The 21,054-nt window shown below is 40.2% G+C and carries 9 protein-coding genes and 2 pseudogenes; 3 read left to right on the top strand and 8 right to left on the bottom strand.

The window, feature by feature from the left end; genetic code table 11:
• Positions 1 to 5 precede the first annotated feature (5 nt).
• The 7 genes and pseudogenes from secA2 to PYW36_RS11330 all read right to left on the bottom strand — a co-directional run.
• Positions 6 to 2,396 (bottom strand): accessory Sec system translocase SecA2, encoded by a 2,391-nt coding sequence (gene secA2 / locus PYW36_RS00755; protein ID WP_103159221.1) that lies wholly within the window; start codon positions 2,394 to 2,396, stop codon positions 6 to 8.
• Entirely contained in the window at positions 2,386 to 3,297 is a 912-nt protein-coding gene (asp3, locus tag PYW36_RS00750) for an accessory Sec system protein Asp3 (protein ID WP_103159222.1), read from the bottom strand. The genes secA2 and asp3 overlap by 11 nt, the downstream gene beginning before the upstream one ends.
• Complete coding sequence (asp2, locus tag PYW36_RS00745; protein WP_103159223.1) at positions 3,287 to 4,846, bottom strand: accessory Sec system protein Asp2; 1,560 nt, start codon at positions 4,844 to 4,846, stop codon at positions 3,287 to 3,289. Before asp2 ends, asp3 begins: the two co-directional genes overlap by 11 nt.
• Entirely contained in the window at positions 4,836 to 6,392 is a 1,557-nt protein-coding gene (asp1, locus tag PYW36_RS00740; protein WP_037576305.1) for an accessory Sec system protein Asp1, read from the bottom strand. Before asp1 ends, asp2 begins: the two co-directional genes overlap by 11 nt.
• Positions 6,393 to 6,403: 11 nt before the next feature.
• Positions 6,404 to 7,627 (bottom strand): accessory Sec system protein translocase subunit SecY2, encoded by a 1,224-nt coding sequence (gene secY2, locus PYW36_RS00735; RefSeq protein ID WP_103159224.1) that lies wholly within the window; start codon positions 7,625 to 7,627, stop codon positions 6,404 to 6,406.
• 110 nt (positions 7,628 to 7,737) lie between these two features.
• Positions 7,738 to 8,226, bottom strand: a complete 489-nt coding sequence (locus tag PYW36_RS11420; RefSeq protein WP_479692481.1) for an LPXTG cell wall anchor domain-containing protein — start codon at positions 8,224 to 8,226, stop codon at positions 7,738 to 7,740.
• A gap of 3 nt (positions 8,227 to 8,229) precedes the next feature.
• Positions 8,230 to 15,576 (bottom strand): annotated as a pseudogene (locus tag PYW36_RS11330) (hypothetical protein); the annotation flags it as partial.
• A 270-nt stretch (positions 15,577 to 15,846) separates the two neighbouring features.
• Here PYW36_RS11330 and PYW36_RS11415 point away from each other — a divergent pair.
• Together PYW36_RS11415 and PYW36_RS00710 are read left to right on the top strand one after the other, a co-directional pair.
• A complete protein-coding gene (locus tag PYW36_RS11415; protein WP_275113504.1) occupies positions 15,847 to 17,115 on the top strand; it encodes a hypothetical protein in 1,269 nt (422 codons plus the stop codon).
• 579 nt (positions 17,116 to 17,694) lie between these two features.
• Positions 17,695 to 17,841 carry a hypothetical protein gene (locus PYW36_RS00710; RefSeq protein WP_172458421.1) on the top strand — a complete coding sequence of 49 codons (147 nt, stop codon included), beginning with the start codon at positions 17,695 to 17,697 and terminating at the stop codon, positions 17,839 to 17,841.
• Positions 17,842 to 18,317: 476 nt separating this feature from the next.
• Here PYW36_RS00710 and PYW36_RS11325 read toward each other — a convergent pair.
• Positions 18,318 to 18,449, bottom strand: a pseudogene (locus PYW36_RS11325) (KxYKxGKxW signal peptide domain-containing protein); the annotation flags it as partial.
• 986 nt (positions 18,450 to 19,435) lie between these two features.
• Between PYW36_RS11325 and PYW36_RS00705 the strand changes: the two are divergent.
• A complete protein-coding gene (locus PYW36_RS00705; RefSeq protein WP_103159537.1) occupies positions 19,436 to 21,028 on the top strand; it encodes an L-lactate permease in 1,593 nt (530 codons plus the stop codon).
• Positions 21,029 to 21,054 lie beyond the last annotated feature (26 nt).

Here is a 21,054-nt window from a genome sequence, read left to right as displayed (position 1 = left end):
CCTCTTTAATTTGGAAAATGTACGACGAGCTTCCCTTCTTTGTCAAAAGTCGTGACACTTTGGCAAAGATTATGAATGATATGCCCTTTAATTTCCGTACTCATTGTTTCAAAAGATTCTAAAGCGACTTTATGGTATTCGAAAATGGCATTTCGTTGGCCATTTTGTCGATTTTGAACACTGCTTTTGAGTTGTTGTAAATGGTCGACTTGTTGAATCCAATGACTATCTATGGCTTTTAATATCGCTTTTTGTACAAAGCGTGTGTAAAGATAATTATCATTTAATGCTTGTTCTTGTGCCTGTAACGTTGATTCAAATAGTTTGGTTAAAAAAGTGACGACTTCTTTTTCATTGTGTAATGAGAGGTCACTTAAGTCATCCGCAAATTGAAAACTCACGCGCTGATAAATATAGTCGATTAATTTTTCTCGGCTGTTGAGGGCTTTTTGACGATAATCGCGTCGAAATACTTCTTCCGCAAGTTGTGTTAAATTCAAGCGTCCGATATCCCAGAGTGCTAACACACGATCGCGTTCTTGATAAATCAATTCCCGTTGAATACTGATACTTTTCTCATATTCGTTGGCCATTTCACGTTGAAGCACCCCATGTTCTTCGGAGACCCGTTGTGCACGCGCCACTGTTTTTTGAACGCGCTTTTGAAACATACGGCTTTGTTGGAGCGCGTCACTGTCTACTTGATTCAGCTTGTCATTATTTAACATATGGCCTTTACCCCATCGTTTAACGAGATAGTCTTCGAGTGAAATATAAATTTGAGAAGATCCCGGATCCCCTTGTCTTCCTGCACGCCCGCGCAATTGGCGGTCCACACGACTATTTTCCATATGTTCACTAATAATGACCGCAAGCCCACCAAGTTCTTGGACACCCTCTGCTAGTTTAATGTCGGTTCCACGACCTGCCATACTCGTTGCAACTGTCACCGCACTGAGTTGTCCGGCTTCGGCAATCATTTGCGCTTCTTTCGCTACATTTTGCGCAATTAATAAGTTATTAGGGATATTCAACTCAAATAGCGCCATCGAAAAATATTCAGCCACTTCTGCCGTACGGGTGATTAAAAGGACAGGGCGTTGCGATTCATATAACGCTTGAACACGTTCTAAAATGGCTTTATTTTTGTCTTCTGCATTTTTAAACACACGGTCTTCCTCATCGTGACGTGCAATCGGTCGATCTGTCGGAATTTGTACGACAACTTTCGAATACAAATCGAAAAACTCTTTTTCACCTAGCTTACTTGTGGCACTCATTCCTGAAAAATCGTTGAATTGACGGAATAAATTTTGAAACGTAATCGTGGCCATCACACTCATATCCAGTGACAATTCGACATTTTCCTTTGCTTCAATCGCTTGATGTAGACCCGATTGTAATTTTGTTCCGGGTAGCATACGTCCAGTAATACGGTCGATGAGGACGACCTCCCCGTTATAGACAAAATAATCTAAATTGGCATCAAACAAGTGGCGTGCACGTATCGCTAAATTAATGTTACGTGCCAAGTCAAAATAGCCTTCTTCATAAATGCTTTCGATACCAAAGTAGGCATTTGCCGCATCAATTCCCTCTGGCGTAAGCCAAATTTCTTTTTTAGTTTTTTCCATTTTGAAATGGACGTCTTTTTTTAACGTTTCTACAAAGGCTTTCACGATATGAAACAAATTGGATTGTACCCGAGGTGCCCCTGAAATAACGAGTGGGGTTTGCGCAGAATCTAAAATAATGGAATCCGCTTCATCGATAATCCCAAAATTTAAATCGGGCAAGAATTTTCCTTCTTGACCATCTGCCAAATTGTCGATTAAATAATCAAACCCTAAACGACCATTTGTCGTATAAATGATGTCATGACTATAAATTTTTTGTTTTTCCCCTGGCATGTATTCATAATCCGGAATATCTACAAAACCGAGGGCAATCGTAAGTCCGAGCCATTCAAACAACGGTTTCATCTCTTCATAGTCCCTACGTGCCAAATAATCATTCGTCGTAATCAAATAGGCCCCTTTTCCAGTGAGCGCATTGAGATAAAGTGGCATCGTCGCTGTTAACGTTTTGCCTTCTCCTGTCTGCATTTCCGCAATATTACCTTCATGTAACACAATGGCCCCTAACACTTGGACATCTTTGGGATACATCCCAAGTACACGTCGACTGGCTTCTCGTATCACCGCATAGGCCTCAGGTAACAGTTGAGATAAAGAGGTCCCTGCCTGAATGGCTTTTTGAAATTCAGCCGTTTTTGCTTGGAGTGCGACGTCTTCAAGTTGTGCATACGCGTCACTATAGCTATTGACTTGATGCAAGATTTTTCGAAGGCGTTTAAGACGCATTTGGTTGATCGTATGAGTCATATTAAATTTCATCGTGACGCCCTCCATTCAGCTGATTGATATTGATATACTTTAAAAAACGACTTGGATTTAACAAATTTTCAACAATGCCCAGAGATTGCATCGCATCCTTTTCTTCATCCATATACACTACCCTCTCCGTGCCCCGTCGAGATGGGAAGCTTGGCTTAGTTTGTGCATGGTGATGCGTCATAAAGGCAGTGCCTCCAAATTTTTCTGCCATGTGATAGGCCATTTCATTGGACGCTTCGTGATAACCGATAAAATGTAAGTGTGAGAACTCCTCAACAAGGGGGCTCAGTCTTTCAAACACTGTCTCTTCCTCTACTTGTTGCCAATGTTCAATCCCAATCACATTTTTCATATTTCGAATCGCATCATAAGACAATTCCTGTGCTTCTACAAAAATGATATTGCGTACCGGCAATGTCTGATCTTCGTTGACAACCTCTGAAATCGACAATTGTTGATGAAGCGCATCTCCTTCATGTGGGACAATCTTAATCGTCCGAAACCGAATGTCCTGTGCTGCCGCATTAATCATCTGTAATACATATGAAAAAGCGTCTTTCGGATAAACAACGTCTGCTTCGTGTCCCTTTATAATTTGAGTACCCGCTTCTGTCCCGTTACGTCGTTTAAAAATGAGTTTGAAATAAATATGGTCCGCTGGTTCAACCTCATAGTCAAACAAAAAATGATACGTCTGTCCTCTCTTTAAAATAGGTAATGTCGGAATCATTTTATCTGCGGTATATTGGGTCATCATCTGCCATTCATGAATCACGATTCCTGAAGGCATAAGCGCATTTTTAAAAATGGTTTCATCTTCTTTAAATTGTAATTGTGAGCCATACATAAACGTCGATGGCGTAATTTGTGTCCAACGAATCGTATCACTGTTATTTTGCACGTTGTGTCACTCTCCCAAATCGACTTTCCAAAATGATGTTGTAAAAATTGACGAACCAACTTGTAATTGTCGGTGAATCATCGTTATGTCTTCCCGGTACGCCTCGACTCATCACACGTGCATGTTGTCGCGTCAAAATAGGAAGCAACATGTCAAAGGCATGCATATCATAATCATCATGTTGCATATATGAAATCGCAAAGGTCGTGTTTGAAAAGTCAGCCGCCTCGATCTTTTGCCAAAATTTTTGATTGAGCCGGTCGATATCCTCTTGCTTAAGACCGGATTCATTTTTCAAAAGGACGTCGAGTGCAGTCCCAAAATCTTCCGGACGAAGCAGGGGCATATTCTCCGCCACCGTCCCTATATTGATTAATGGTTTACCCACGACAATCCCTGCCGGATTCAGTTGTGTGCCGTAATACAATGCACCAAATGACCCCATCGACAATCCTGATAAAATCAACTCATCTGGCGCAAACCCAAGGCGATCGAGTCCGTCTTGAATCACTTGCTTTATCGCCGATTCATATTCTTCAGAGCCTAAATAGAAGGCCCCACCTTCAATTCGAGGATCACCGATGAGTATAAACGGTGCTTTAAAACGATTCATCATAAAATAGCCTTCAAATCCTTCCGCAGAACGATAACCACTAAAATAAACGTTGAGCGGTGGTTTCATGTCCCCAGGATTGAAATAATGAATGAATTCATCTCTATTCGCATCGGCATAGCGTTGGCCACCTAAAATAAACTGTCCCATCTCTAAACGTGACCAGCGTTTATGCATGGCTCCCATTTCAAACGTCCCTTGCCCTTTCGCACGTGCACTCAATACAATATAAGCATCGTGGGTACGTCTCGGAATTTCTAAAGGTGTCGCTAAATCATGATGAGATGAAACAAACTCTTCGACAATATTCTCTGCCGTCCCTGAGGAAATAAGACGAAACACAAATTCAACCTCAACATTTCCTGACAACGTGAACTCTGGCCAAACTTGAATCACTTTACCTTCATCATAGAAGAGATGCTTTTGCCAAGACAAAATCGGCGTCATCTCCTCTCCAAAGTCCCCTGAAAGCACTAAAGCTTTATTCCCGACATAGTCAGCTGTGCCTTGAAAGGACGGGTTGACCATACAAAATTTAGGCGACAATTTATCTCCATATTGTCCTGAGAACGTCACCGATTTTAACTTTTCATATAAATCATTTAAATCTTTGTATTCAAGTGGACGTATAATACGTTGTGTGACAAGAGGATGTGCTTCAAATTGATCATCCCAAAACTGACTATCTACATAGGTCGTATAGGGTTGACTTGCGACTTCCAAAGTTTCCATTAGCCCTTCAGAAAAAGGAGTTTGGACAAAAATCAAATTAAATTGACCATGAACATAAATGGTATCTTTGACTGCTCGCTTATAATCTTCATAATTACTAAAAATTTGTGGATTCAAATAATCCCAATCTGTGTTCTTGTCATCTTCAAAATGAGGACCATAGTCGTGCCCTCCAATTTGGAGCACTCTAAATTTACGCGCCATACTCTCCACCTTCAATCAATTGATTTAACTGGTCGATTATTTTTTCAGAAGCATAATTTTTAGCCAGTTTCTGCGAATACGCATAGGAATGATTCCAATGTTTTAAGTGCGTTAAAAAATAATCTAAAGCTGGAATTAACGCTTGTTCCGTATTGATGACTAATCCATTCGTCCCTGGTTGGACATAATCTGTCTCCGTTTGATTGATTTGAGGCAACCCTGCACCTAGACAACAGATTTGTAAAAACAAATCCGGTTCTTCTGATAAATCGATGACAATACGGAGGGTCGTCATCGCTTCGACAATGTCTAATTCAAAAGGCACCATTTTCAGTTCGATGTAAACGACTTCTTCAACTTCTTTCATCAATTCCATAAGTTCTTCAGGAAGATCTTTCTTATGATTAAAACGGTCATTAATCGCTGTAATTTCGTTAAGCAACCATCGAGAGACACGATGTTTTTCCCATTCTGTGAGTAGGACGAGGCGCACCTCTTCATGTTGTTCCATATAATGGACAAGTTGTGGGAGCACACTTTTTAATTGTGATTCGCTGAGACCGTCTATCCATAAACCAATATACGTTTCATGTAACTGATTACTGCGGTTTGGCATGACTTGTGCATCAAAAGGCGTAATCCGCATGAGACGATTCGATAAATGATGTTTGGCTTTATATTTTTCAAGTCTCCGTTCATTTTCCCGGGTATCCACAAGCCAACTTTGCCCCGCTTCTATAGTTTGCAAGTCGTGCTCAGTCATGTCTAGATTACGCTGTTGGAATAAAGAAAAACATAAACGCTGTGTCTTGAACGTCTTCGTAATCAAAGCGTTATGTCGAACATCTGCAGCAATAATGATTTCATCTAAATCGTTCATCGTACGGTCTCGATGATAGCCCAAATATTCTTGAATGACCTCTGACATCGTCGAATAGGTGTATTTTGAAAAATGAATTTCATATTTTTCGTGTACCGCCACAGTTCCTTGAACGAGATTTTCCTCTAAAATCCAATCCCCATCTTGCGTCATGTAACGAAGCGTTTGTGGCGTACCTTGCGCATCAAAATAAAGCACACTGGATAAGCATCCACGATCATCAAAAACAAAACGTCGACATTTGGTTTGATTTTCAAAGTCCTCAATCCAAATTAAATAACCTTCTTGACTAAAGTAAATATTGGAATAACGATTTTTAGCGGTAATCGCCCGAATGAGGTAAGGCGTATACACGAATTCCGTACCACTTGGCCAATTGAGTTGTCTATAATCTACAGATTGTGGGGTTTGATGCGTAAATCCTTGAATTTCATCAAAAACAGACCAATACTTTGATTCAAACAAATCATGACGATGTAAAAACGTGCGCAAATGCGGACTATAATTGAGAATCATCATTTCGAAATCACAGTCATTTTTTTGATGCATCGCCATTAAACTAATCAAATCATCAAACTCTGTAATCGAACGCTTACGATAAAAAGGCTCTGCTTGACTTTCCCACCATTGATGTGAGCTATACCACGCCGGGATAAAACGTTTCATGAAAAATCTCCTTACCAATATTTAGTCAAAAACTGTTGATACTTATCAAAATACAAATACGTCCGCAAAGTTTCAGCGATATTAATACTGATGTAGACCATGATAATCAATTGAATTGCAAAATAGATTTGTTGTGAAAGTTGAGGGACAAATAACGTGCAATACAAAGGAATACCAATAATCAAACCGACAATTATCGAACCTGTCCAACAAATGCGACGTGCTTTACTGTTTAAGAAAGCGTCCGTCTCAGTACCTGGATACACACCGACAAAATAGTTGCCACTTTTCAAAAAATCTTTCGTCTTTTGCTTAGTATTAATCAACAAACGTGACATCCAATAACCTAAAATTATTTGCATCAAAATATAGACAGTAATTCCTATCGCATTATTGAAACTTAAAAATGCGATATGCGTTGTCTTCCCCGTCACGAAACCAATAATTAAATTGATGACACTATTAAGAAGAATAAAGACAGATAAACTGATCATAATTGAAATACTGCCCGCCGGATTTAATTTCCAAGCCAAATAAGAAGGCGTTCGTGTATCCGTTATATGCATGATGTCTCGATAGTTTAAACGATATTCGACCAATTCAATGAGTAATAAAACAAATAAAGCAACTATAACAAGGACAATGATGGTCACTAAAATAAATGTTTGGACGTGAAGTTCAGGGAGACGTTGATTAAAAATCGACCGCACAATACTGAGAAGCACAATCGGCATAGGCCCTGCAATCCCATAGCGTACATTTTGATCCGCCATCCAAACCAATAACATCGCACCGGTCACAACAACTAACAAAAGCAATAAGACATTTGCTTCTTTAATATGATCTTTCACCACTGATTGATGAATCATAAAATAACCTTGAACAATACATAAGGCGAGCGTCAATAATTTTTCTTGGTAGTGTTTTTCTTTACGCGTTTGGCGCATCGCTTTTTCAAAATTACGGTAACGTAACAACATTAAAAAGATCATTGCGGTTAACCACGGTCCAAGACCTAGCGAAAAAATATTGAGTGTATGCAAGTCCCCGCCCATATTTGACACCGCAAGTTTATAAAATGAATTTTCTTGCGCATTCATTTTATCTGAGCTAACGATAGAAATGTGACTACCGAATATGTATATCAATAATATGAACAACGTAAATAATATACGTTTATGTAAAATTTTATATTCGTATTGTCCTAAAATACGAAAAAATAGATTATTCTTCACATTAACCCTCTTTTAATAACATGTTGCCAAAGAGGCTAGAAGCACGAGTCTCTGGCAAATTTTCCAAAGTTCACTTGTGTCTAGCCTCTTTAACCCATGTTGTCTATTTATTATTTGTTAGACTTCGTTGCTTTCTTTTTATCTTTTTTTGATTTTCTGAGTAAACCTAATCCAGCCAACATTGCGGCAACCGCCCCAACTAATCCATTGTTGCTTGTCGCTTGACCTGTATCAGGTAACTGCGCTTTTTCAGTCACTTTTGCCTGTTGTGCTGTCGTTGTGTTGTCACCTTGATTCATAGATGTGCTACCGATAAACGGTGCTTGAGATTCAGAGGATGACATTGATCCACTTGTTGAATCTGAAGTCGATAACGATGTTGATGTCACACTTGACGCTGATTGACTTACAGACGTTGTAGTAGAGTCTGATGCGCTTGCTGAGCTTGAGTCACTTAATGATGCACTCGTTGACTCACTTAATGATGTTGACGTGCTTACGCTTGTTGAGTCTGATACAGATGTTGATGTGCTCACTGATTCACTTAATGATGCACTGATACTTTCAGACAGTGAAACACTAACACTTGTGACATCAATTTCACTCATTGAGTGGCTTTCACCAGTACCTGTTGAAGTAACTGTCGAGTCATTATTGCTTAACGAAATACTTGTCGATTCGCTTAATGAAGTTGAAGTACTTACACTTTCGGAATCTGAAATTGACGTTGATGTACTAACCGATGCTGAGTCGCTCACTGATGTACTTGTTGACTCACTTAGTGATGTTGAAGTAGTTACGCTTTCTGAATCACTTATTGACGTACTTGCACTTGCTGAATCCGATACTGATGTTGACGTACTCACTGATTCTGAATAACTCACTGATGTGCTTGTTGACTCACTCAATGAAGTCGATGTACTTACACTTTCGGAATCTGATACTGATGTTGAAGTACTGATTGATTCTGAGCTACTCACTGACGTGCTTGTTGAGTCGCTTAATGAAGTTGATGTACTTACGCTTTCGGAATCCGATACTGATGTTGACGTGCTCACTGATTCTGAATCGCTCACTGATGTACTTGTCGACTCACTTAATGACGCTGAAGTACTTACACTTTCGGAATCTGACACTGACGTTGATGTACTCACTGATTCTGAATCACTTACTGACGTACTTGTCGATTCACTCAATGAAGTTGAAGCACTTACACTTTCGGAGTCACTTACTGACGCGCTTGTTGACTCACTTAATGAAGTTGAAGTACTTAAACTTTCTGAATCAGAAATTGACGTTGATGTGCTTACGGACTCTGAGTCACTCACAGATGTGCTTGTCGATTCGCTCAACGAAGTTGAAGTACTTGCGCTCTCTGAATCCGATACTGATGTTGATGTGCTCACTGATTCTGAATCGCTTACTGATGTGCTTGTTGATTCACTCAATGAAACTGAAGTACTTACGCTTTCGGAATCCGATACAGATGTTGATGTACTCACTGACTCTGAGTCACTCACTGACGTGCTTGTTGACTCACTCAACGAAGTTGATGTGCTCGCACTCTCTGAATCAGAAACTGATGTTGACGTACTTACTGATTCTGAATCACTCACTGAAGTGCTTGTTGATTCACTCAATGAAGTCGATGCACTTGCACTTGCTGAATCTGATATTGATGTTGACGTACTTACTGATTCTGAGTCACTCACAGATGTGCTTGTTGACTCACTTAATGAAGTTGAAGTACTTAAACTTTCTGAATCAGAAATTGACGTTGATGTGCTTACGGACTCTGAGTCACTCACAGATGTGCTTGTCGATTCGCTCAACGAAGTTGAAGTGCTTACGCTTTCTGAATCTGAGATTGATGTTGAAGTACTTACGCTTTCTGAGTTTGACACTGATGTTGATGTGCTCACTGATTCTGAATCGCTCACTGATGTACTTGTCGACTCACTTAATAACGTTGATGTACTTACGCTTTCCGAATCTGACACTGATGTTGACGTACTCAATAATTCTGAATCACTCACTGATGTACTTGCTGACTCACTCAATGAAGTTGAAGTACTCACACTTTCTGAGTCTGATACAGATGTTGAAGTGCTTACTGATTCTGAGTCGCTTACTGATGTGCTTGTTGACTCACTTAATGAAGTTGAAGTACTTGTACTTTCTGAGTCTGAGATCGACGTTGACGTGCTAACCGATTCTGAATCACTTACTGAAGTGCTTGTCGACTCACTTAGTGAAGTTGATGTGCTTGCACTTTCGGAATCTGAAATTGACGTGGACGTGCTTACTGATTCTGAGTCGCTTACTGATGTACTTGTCGATTCACTCAATGAAGTTGAAGTACTTGCGCTTTCCGAATCTGAGATTGATGTTGATGTGCTCACTGATTCGGAATCGCTCACTGACGTACTTGTCGATTCACTCAATGAAGTTGAAGTACTTACACTTTCTGAAGCCGATACTGATGTTGACGTGTTGATTGATTCGGAATCGCTAACAGATGTGCTTGTCGATTCACTTAATGAAACTGATGTGCTCGCACTTGCTGAATCTGAGATTGATGTTGATGTGCTCACTGATTCTGAATCACTTACTGATGTACTTGTTGACTCACTTAGTGAAGTCGATGTGCTTCCACTTTCCGAATCTGACACTGATGTTGACGTACTTACTGATGCTGAGTCGCTTACTGAAGTGCTTGTTGATTCACTTAATGAAACTGATGTGCTCGCACTTTCCGAATCTGAGATTGATGTTGACGTACTCAATGATTCTGAATCACTCACTGATGTACTTGCTGACTCACTCAATGAAGTTGACGTGCTTGCGCTTTCGGAATCTGAAACTGATGTTGACGTACTTACTGATTCTGAGTCACTCACAGATGTGCTTGTTGATTCACTCAATGAAGTTGATGCACTTACGCTTTCTGAGTTTGACACTGATGTTGATGTGCTCACTGATGTACTTGTTGACTCACTTAGTGAAGTCGATGTGCTTCCACTTTCCGAATCTGAAATTGACGTTGATGTGCTTAAGGACTCTGAGTCACTCACAGATGTGCTTGTCGATTCGCTCAACGAAGTTGAAGTGCTTACGCTTTCTGAATCTGAGATTGCTGTTGACGTACTTACTGACTCTGAATCACTCACAGAAGTACTTGTTGATTCACTCAATGAAGTTGATGTACTTACGCTTTCTGAGTTTGACACTGATGTTGATGTGCTCACTGATGTACTTGTCGACTCACTTAATGACGTTGATGTACTTACGCTTTCCGAATCTGAGATTGATGTTGATGCGCTAACTGATTCTGAATCGCTTACTGATGTACTTGTTGACTCACTTAGTGAAGTCGATGTGCTTCCACTTTCCGAATCTGACACTGATGTTGACGTACTCAATAATTCTGAATCACTCACTGATGTACTTGCTGACTCACTCAATGATGTTGAAGTACTTGTACTTTCTGAGTCTGAGATCGACGTTGACGTGCTAACCGATTCTGAATCACTTACTGAAGTGCTTGTCGACTCACTTAGTGAAGTTGATGTGCTTGCACTTTCGGAATCTGAAATTGACGTGGACGTGCTTACTGATTCTGAGTCGCTTACTGATGTACTTGTCGATTCACTCAATGAAGTTGAAGTACTTGCGCTTTCCGAATCTGAGATTGATGTTGATGTGCTCACTGATTCGGAATCGCTCACTGACGTACTTGTCGATTCACTCAATGAAGTTGAAGTACTTACACTTTCTGAATCCGATACTGATGTTGACGTGCTGATTGATTCGGAATCGCTAACAGATGTGCTTGTCGATTCACTTAGTGAAGTTGACGTACTTGCACTTTCTGAATCCGATACTGATGTTGACGTGCTCACTGACTCTGAGTCACTTACAGATGTACTTATTGATTCACTTAGTGAAGTTGATGTACTTACACTCTCTGAATCCGATACTGATGTCGACGTGCTCACACTTTCCGAATCTGATACAGATGTTGATGTACTTACTGATGTGCTTGCTGAATCACTTAGTGATGTAGAAGCACTTACGCTTTCCGAATCCAATACAGACGTTGATGTACTCACTGATTCTGAATCACTTACTGATGTACTTGTTGATTCACTCAATGAAGTCGATGTACTTGCACTTTCCGAGTCTGAAACCGATGTTGACGTACTCGCTGATTCTGATTCACTTACTGATGTACTTGTTGACTCACTTAGTGACGTTGAAGTACTTACGCTTTCCGAATCTGAAACAGATATTGATGTGCTAACCGATTCTGAATCACTCACTGATGTACTTGTCGATTCACTTAATGAAGTCGATGTACTTGCGCTTTCGGAATCCGATACAGACGTTGACATGCTCAATGATTCTGAATCGCTCACTGATGTACTTGTTGACTCACTTAGTGACGTTGAAGTACTTACGCTTTCCGAATCTGAAACAGATATTGATGTGCTAACCGATTCTGAATCACTCACTGATGTACTTGTCGATTCACTTAATGAAGTCGATGTACTTGCGCTTTCGGAATCCGATACAGACGTTGACGTGCTAATCGATTCGGAATCGCTCACAGAAGTGCTCGTTGACTCACTCAATGAAGTCGATGTACTTGCACTTGCTGAGTCTGACACAGATGTCGACGTGCTCACCGATTCTGAATCGCTCACTGATGTACTTGTTGATTCACTCAACGATGTTGAAGTACTTGTGCTTTCTGAATCCGATACAGATGTTGATGTACTCACTGACTCTGAGTCACTCACTGACGTGCTTGTTGACTCACTTAATGATGTAGAAGTACTTACACTTTCTGAGTCTGACACTGATGTTGACGTGCTCACCGATTCTGAGTCGCTTACTGACGTACTTGTCGATTCGCTTAGTGATGTTGAAGTACTTGCGCTCTCTGAATCCGAGATTGACGTTGATGTGCTTACTGATTCTGAGTCACTTACTGACGTGCTTGTTGACTCACTTAATGAAATTGATGTGCTCTCACTTGCTGAATCTGAGATAGATGCTGAAGTGCTCACTGATTCGGAATTGCTTACTGATATACTTGTCGATTCGCTTAGTGAAGTTGATGTACTTGCACTTTCTGAATCAGAGATTGATGTCGACGTGCTCGCTGATTCTGAATCACTTACTGAAGTGCTTGTCGACTCACTTAATGATGTTGAAGTGCTTACAGATTCTGAGTCGCTCACTGACGTTGATGTACTTACTGATTCTGAGTCGCTTAATGATGTACTTGTTGACTCACTTAGTGAAGTCGATGTACTTGCGCTTTCGGAATCTGAAATTGACGTTGATGTGCTCACTGACTCTGAATCACTTACTGATGTACTTGTTGACTCACTCAACGAAGTTGATGTGCTCGCACTCTCTGAATCTGATACTGATGTTGACGTACTCACTGATTCTGAATCGCTAACAGATGTGCTTGTCGATTCACTTAGTGACGTTGAGGTACTTGTGCTTTCTGAATCCGATACAGATGTTGATGTACTCACTGACTCTGAGTCACTCACTGACGTGCTTGTTGACTCACTTAATGATGTAGAAGTACTTACACTTTCTGAGTCTGACACTGATGTTGACGTACTCACTGATTCTGAATCGCTAACAGATGTGCTTGTCGATTCACTTAGTGAAGTCGATGTACTTGCGCTTTCGGAATCTGAAATTGACGTTGATGTACTTGCGCTTTCGGAATCTGAAATTGACGTTGATGTACTAATCGATTCTGAATCACTCACTGATGTGCTTGTTGATTCGCTTAGTGAAGTCGATGTACTCGCACTTTCGGAATCTGAAAGTGACGTTGAGGTACTAACCGATTCGGAATCGCTCACTGACGTGCTTGTTGATTCACTTAGTGATGTTGAAGTACTCGCACTCTCTGAATCAGAAACTGATGTTGATGTGCTCACTGATTCTGAATCGCTTACTGATGTGCTTGTTGACTCACTTAATGAAGTCGATGTGCTTGCGCTCTCTGAATCTGATACTGATGTTGACGTACTCGCTGATTCTGAATCACTCACTGACGTACTTGTCGACTCACTTAATGAAGTTGATGTACTTGCGCTTTCGGAATCAGAAATTGACGTTGATGTGCTAACCGATTCTGAGTCGCTCACTGACGTACTTGTTGATTCACTCAACGATGTTGATGTACTCGCTGATTCTGAATCGCTTATCGACGTACTTGTCGATTCACTTAATGAAGCCGATGTACTTGTACTTTCTGAGTCTGATACTGACGTTGACGTGCTGATCGATTCTGAATCGCTTACTGAGGTACTTGTTGACTCACTCAATGAAGTTGAAGTACTTGCACTCTCTGAATCTGATACTGACGTTGAGGTGCTCACTGATTCTGAATCGCTCACTGATGTGCTTGTCGATTCACTTAATAATGTTGAAGTACTTACGCTTGCTGAGTCTGAGATTGACGTTGATGTGCTCAATGATTCTGAATCACTTACCGATGTGCTTGTTGACTCACTTAATGATGTAGAAGTACTTACACTTTCTGAGTCTGACACTGATGTTGACGTGCTCACCGATTCTGAGTCGCTTACTGACGTACTTGTCGATTCGCTTAGTGATGTTGAAGTACTTGCGCTCTCTGAATCCGAGATTGAAGTTGATGTGCTTGCACTCTCTGAATCCGAGATTGACGTTGATGTGCTCACTGATTCTGAATCGCTTAATGACGTACTTGTTGATTCACTCAACGATGTTGAAGTACTTACGCTCTCTGAGTCTGACACTGATGTTGATGTGCTAACCGATTCTGAGTTACTCACTGATGTACTTGTCGATTCGCTTAATGAAGTCGATGTACTTACGCTTTCTGAATCTGATACAGATGTTGATGTACTCACTGATTCTGAGTCACTCACTGATGTGCTTGTTGACTCACTTAGTGATGTTGATGTGCTCGTACTCTCTGAATCTGATACTGATGTTGAAGTACTGATTGATTCTGAATCACTTACTGATGTGCTTATCGATTCACTTAGTGACGTTGAGGTACTTGCGCTCTCTGAATCCGATACAGATGTTGAAGTACTGATCGATTCGGAATCGCTCACTGACATGCTCGTTGACTCACTTAACGATGTAGAAGTACTTACACTTTCGGAATCTGAGATCGATGTTGACGTACTTACGCTTTCTGAGTCTGAGATAGACGTTGAACTGCTCACTGATTCTGAGTCAATTACTGACGTACTTGTTGACTCACTCAACGAAGTTGATGCGCTTGCACTTTCCGAATCCGAGATTGATGTCGATGTGCTCACTGATTCGGAATCGCTCACAGAAGTGCTTGTTGATTCGCTTAATGATGTTGAAGTACTCGCACTTTCTGAATCTGATACTGATGTTGACGTGCTAATCGATTCGGAATCGCTCACAGAAGTGCTCGTTGACTCACTCAATGAAGTCGATGTACTTGCACTTGCTGAGTCTGACACAGATGTCGACGTGCTCACCGATTCTGAGTCGCTTACTGACGTGCTTGTTGACTCACTTAATGAAACTGAAGTACTTGTGCTTTCGGAATCTGAGATTGATGTTGACGTACTCACTGATTCTGAATCACTTACGGACGTACTTGTTGACTCACTCAACGAAGTTGATGCGCTTACACTTTCTGAATCACTTACTGAAGTACTTGTCGACTCACTTAATGAAACTGAAGTACTCGCACTTTCTGAGTCTGAGATAGACGTTGAAGTGCTCACTGATTCTGAATCGCTTACTGACGTGCTTGTTGATGCACTTAGTGAAGTTGATGTGCTCGCACTCTCTGAATCCGAGATTGACGTTGACGTGCTTACAGACTCTGAGTCACTTACTGATGTACTTGTTGACTCACTTAATGACGTTGAAGTACTTACACTTTCTGAATCTGAGATCGATGTTGATGTGCTTGCACTTTCTGAATCTGATACTGATGTTGACGTACTCGCTGATTCAGAATCGATCACTGAAGTACTCGTTGACTCACTCAATGATGTTGAAGTACTTGTACTTTCTGAGTCCGATACAGATGTTGAAGTACTGATCGATTCGGAATCACTCACTGAAGTACTTGTTGATTCACTCAGGGTGGCAACTGAAACTGTGCTTGCCTTGCACTTTCCGAATCCGAGATTGATGTTGACGTGCTAATCGATTCTGAATCGCTAACAGAAGTGCTCGTTGACTCACTCAATGATGTTGAAGTACTTGTACTTTCTGAGCCCGATACAGATGTTGAAGTACTGATCGATTCGGAATCACTCACTGAAGTACTTGTTGATTCACTCAATGAAACTGATGTGCTTGCACTTTCCGAATCCGAGATTGATGTTGACGTGCTAATCGATTCTGAATCGCTAACAGAAGTGCTCGTTGACTCACTCAATGAAGTCGATGTACTTGCACTTTCTGAATCCGATGCTGATGTTGAAGTGCTAACCGATTCGGAATCGCTCACTGACGTGCTTGTCGATTCACTTAATGAAACTGAAGTACTCAAACTTTCTGAGTCTGATACTGATGTTGATGCACTAATTGATTCTGAGTCACTTACAGATGTACTTGTTGATTCGCTCAACGAAGTTGAAGTACTTGCACTTTCCGAATCTGAAATTGACGTTGAAGTACTCACTGATTCTGAGTCACTCACTGATGTGCTCGTTGATTCACTTAATGAAGTTGAAGTACTTACGCTTTTTGAATCTGAAATCGACGTTGACGTGCTCACTGATTCTGAATCACTCACTGACGTGCTTGTTGATTCACTCAATGAAACTGATGTGCTTGCACTTTCCGAATCCGAGATTGATGTCGATGTGCTCACTGATTCTGAATCGCTCACAGAAGTGCTTGTTGATTCGCTTAATGATGTTGAAGTACTCGCACTTTCTGAATCTGAAATCGACGTTGACGTGCTCACTGATTCTGAATCACTCACTGACGTGCTTGTCGACTCACTCAGTGATGCAGAAATGCTTACTGACTCTGATAATGAAATTGATGTACTTGTTGATTCGCTCAATGAAGTTGAGGTACTTTCACTTTCTGAATCTGATACTGACGTTGACGTACTAAGTGATTCTGAATTACTTATTGACTCTGATAGTGAGAGTGAAATGCTCGTTGATTCGCTTATGGAAGTAGAAATACTTTCGCTTTCTGATTCACTCAATGATGTACTTAATGATGCGCTTGTTGACGCACTTTGTGATGCACTCAACGATGTACTTAATGACGCGCTTGTTGACGCACTTTGTGATGCACTCAACGATGTACTTAATGACGTACTTAATGACGCACTTCTTGAGTTACTGAGTGACGTACTTGTTGATGCACTTATCGATGCGTTCGTTGAGTTACTCAATGATGTACTTGTTACAGGATCATTCCCAGTGACTGCCCCTGTAAAATAGTTTGGCAATGTTGCCCCTGTTCGACTGGCATAAGGTGAGAATGTCCAATTTAAATCGCCGTTAGGATTGGTAATCGGCACTGACCACTTTGCCATAATGGCATCACCTAAACGTGCATACGTACCATTCATCGCAGGTAACCCTTGCCAATAATAACCACTACCATTACTTTGCATTGGTGTCGTAGCAGGAGCAATTAGATTTTCGTTCGTTGTTGTATAGCCCCCTGTAGTAATAGACTGTGTCACCGCTGACGGTTGTCCATAGCCGCTACCCAAATTCAACATTGTTTGCAAGCTATCATTTGTATTTTTAATATTTGCAGAAAGTGCTATATCTGATGGTTTTTCCACTGTGGCGGTATTGGGATTGTCATAAGATACATAGTACGTGAAGTTTAATGCCGTACCATCACTTGTCACGATCAACTTGTAATAAATTGGCAATTTATACAATGTATCTGTGCCTGTTCCCGTATATGTCTGTGTCACAGGTGCTGTTGCAGCGACAGCAGCAAATGTTGTCGGCGCTGCTCTTAGGCTTAATGAACGTAATGATAACGGTGCTGTACTTTGACTTGTGCTATCAGAGGTTGACAATGATGCCGAAGTCGATGTCGCACTCGTCGAGGTAGCGTCTGTTGATTGGCTACCAGACTTACTGCTTGTTGATGAGGAATCGCTCGTACTCGTGCTTTTTGACGTACTCTCCGAAGAAGTGCTTTGACTTTTGCTATCAGACGATGTACTTCGGCTATCCTTTGTAGACATACTCTGACTATCTGTTGATGTTGCTTGACTGTCTTTTGTAGACGTGCTTTGACTGTCTGTTGATGTTGATTGGCTGTCCTTTGTAGACGTGCTTTGGCTATCTGTTGAAGTCTGACGCTCAGATGACGCACTGCTCTCACTTGCAGTAGAAGTTGATGCATCACTTGTTACAGACGTTGATGCTTGGCTGTCAGTTGTCGATTGTGATTGTTCAATCGTTACAGACGTTTGATCTCCGACTGTTTGACTTTGCGTCGTAAGTTCTGACGTTACAGGGGCTTCAGAAGCAGCGAAAGCATGTTGATCATGCAACATATTAACGGTAAACATCCCGCCTGTTAAGGCAGTTGTTTTCAATGCGTTTCTTTTGATGAATCCACCGATATTTTGTGGTCCCTCATCTTCTTTTTCTACTTTCTCCGTTAAAAATGGCAGACCCATTAAACGGAGCAATTGAATTTCCTTAATGCCAGCTTTAACCCAGTTTTTACCGGATTTGTACAATTTCACTCTTGCTTTTTCTTGACCAAAACTTCTTTTAAATTCCCTTAATTTTTTTGTCATTGCAAAACTCCCGTTAATGTATTCGGGAAACTTTTAACCTTCTCTTTATTTCCGAAAAATTATCCCACTACTTTAAAACTAAAAATATACTTTTACATCATATACCCATTTTAAATTTGGAGCAACTTAAATTTTTTTATAATTTAGTCCGTTTCTTTCTATGGTTTTAATATAAAAAAGATATATATTTAAACAAATTATTTTTAGTTATACTTTTCTTTGAAATTGTTCTAGCAATTCAATCTATCGACGTGCTAGAAAAGCTTTATTATCAATTGTCTGAAAATTCTAGCTTCACATAAGTTGCATCCTAATTATTTGATTTTCACAACAAAATTGTCTTGTTTCGTTAATTTTTTTAATCATTAAATAGAAATGACTAATTCAAAAATAATTTTGGTTTGTCCATTTGTCTCATGAACATATTTGAAAACTAATGAAAACATTGTGCTACAGAGATTTGTCACTGTTGAATTTTTTGTTCATGGGTCAAATGCACGATACCTCATCTTGTAATGCACTTAATTTGTCATTTATGTATGTTTGGAACTAAAAATCGTAATAATTAATTGTTGTGTGCTTAAGTGATTTTAAAAATAAACAATTGATTGCTATATTCTATATCTTATTTCTTGTTGTGTCTATATTTTTTTATCATAATATTTTCGAATCATTATCATTTCATTTCGTTAATTCAAGCGTTTTCACACCCTTAAATAAAAGCTTGCATACCCCAAGTAAACATGCCCATTATTATATTTAAATAAGAAGAAAAACTACACTGTTTTTCTGAATTTGAACTGTCGATATTCCTTCTTTAGTTTAAAATAAGTATTTTTTATGAAATCGTTTCATTTAATTACATAATCCTTAAGTGTACAGTTGAATAAATTCAGAAAAACGCTTACAATTTGCATATCACTATCATCTGGTCATCAGATGAGTGTTGAATGTAGTTTGAAAAATTGAAATTCGAGGTGGGAACTATGTTAATGCTTGTGGCATTAAGTGCAGTTATTGTTCCATTCATCTTTTTAGTCTTACTACGTATGTCTGCTTTAGTTGGGATGACGATTAGTGCAGTTGTAGTAACGATTTTAGGAATGTTTGCATGGGGCATCGAAGCTGGCGTCATTGCTGCTTCTTTTTTACAGGGGATACATAAAACGTTAACGATTATCTTAATATTGTTTGGTGCACTCACATTATTAAATACATTGAGAGAAACATCAGCCGTTGATCGTATCAATGCGGGTTTCCAAAATGTATCCGGTGATATGCGTGTACAAGTTATTATTGTGGCGTTTTTATTCGGGTCATTAATCGAAGGGGCTTCAGGTTTTGGTACACCTGCCATGGTAACTGCACCTTTAATGGTGGCTTTAGGGTTCAAACCCTTAACAAGTGTGGCGACCGCGTTGATTGCGGATAGTGTTGCAGTATCATTTGGCGCAGTAGGCACGCCTGTTATTGTTGGCTTAAGTACCTTAAAGAATGCGAATGCCCATTTGTTTTCAGAAACGGCCATTCGTATTACGATGCTTGACTTATTAAGTGGTATTTTAATACCAAGCATTATTGTCATTACAATGATTGTTTTCTTTGGGAAAAGTGATAAATTAAAAGCAATTTTAGAAATTTTACCTTGGACGTTGTTAATTGGTGTTACCTACGTCCTTTCCGCTTTGGCTTATGCGTTATTAACAGGTCCAGAATTTGTTTCTATTTTAAGTTCATTGACAACGATTATTGTTGCAGTGTTCACAGCTAAAAAAGGATGGCTTGTGCCAAAAAATGAATGGAAAGACGCTTTATCTGAAGTTTATGAGTCGAAACCACAAGCAACGCATCAAATGAGTTTGCTTTCAGCGTGGTCTCCGTACCTAATTGTTGTTGCTTTACTATTATTGACACGTGTGGTTGCACCCGTTAAGGCATTTACGACATCGGTCTTCAACTTATCATGGAACAACATTTTAGGTTATGAATCGATTTCTTCCAGTTGGGAAGTCTTATATTCTCCAGGAACGATTTTAGTCGTCGCAGCTTTTCTTGCGGTACTCATTCAACGCAAATCAATGAAAAACTTCACGAAAGCGTGTAAAGATTCGATTAAAACCATTCGTATTACAGGAATCACTTTAATCGCGACCCTCGCGATGGTTCACGTCTTTAGTAATTCTGGTATTAACACCAAAGACTTAATCAGTATGCCAGAATACATTGCGAATGGTATGGCGTCAACGTTTGGCCAAATGTGGCTCTTCGTGGCACCTTTCCTCGGCGCTTTAGGTTCTTTCATTACGGGAAGTGCCACTGTTTCAACATTAACTTTTGCTCCTGTTCAAGCGAATATAGCCGCTGCGATTGAAGGGAATACAACTACTGTCCTTGCTGCACAAATTATCGGTGCGGCTGCCGGCAACATGATTTGTGTGCATAACGTAGTTGCGGTGTGTGCGGTAGTAAATATGGCAGGTAAAGAAGGTAGTGTTATCCGTAAAACCTTAGGCCCTGCCCTCCTTTACTGCTTACTCGCAGGTATTAGTGCTTATCTATTTACGACATTTTTCTTATAATATAAAGACATGTAAAAAAGGCGTGT

The sequence above is a fragment of the Staphylococcus chromogenes genome, assembly GCF_029024625.1.
Classification (GTDB): domain Bacteria; phylum Bacillota; class Bacilli; order Staphylococcales; family Staphylococcaceae; genus Staphylococcus; species Staphylococcus chromogenes.
This window is presented reverse-complemented; position numbering and strand designations above follow the sequence as displayed.

Coding starts and splice junctions, on each gene's coding strand:
- secA2 (WP_103159221.1), bottom strand. CDS start 2,396: ATGAAATTTAATATGACTCATACGATCAACCAAATGCGTCTTAAACGC.
- asp1 (WP_037576305.1), bottom strand. CDS start 6,392: ATGAAACGTTTTATCCCGGCGTGGTATAGCTCACATCAATGGTGGGAA.
- PYW36_RS00705 (WP_103159537.1), top strand. CDS start 19,436: ATGTTAATGCTTGTGGCATTAAGTGCAGTTATTGTTCCATTCATCTTT.
- asp2 (WP_103159223.1), bottom strand. CDS start 4,846: ATGGCGCGTAAATTTAGAGTGCTCCAAATTGGAGGGCACGACTATGGT.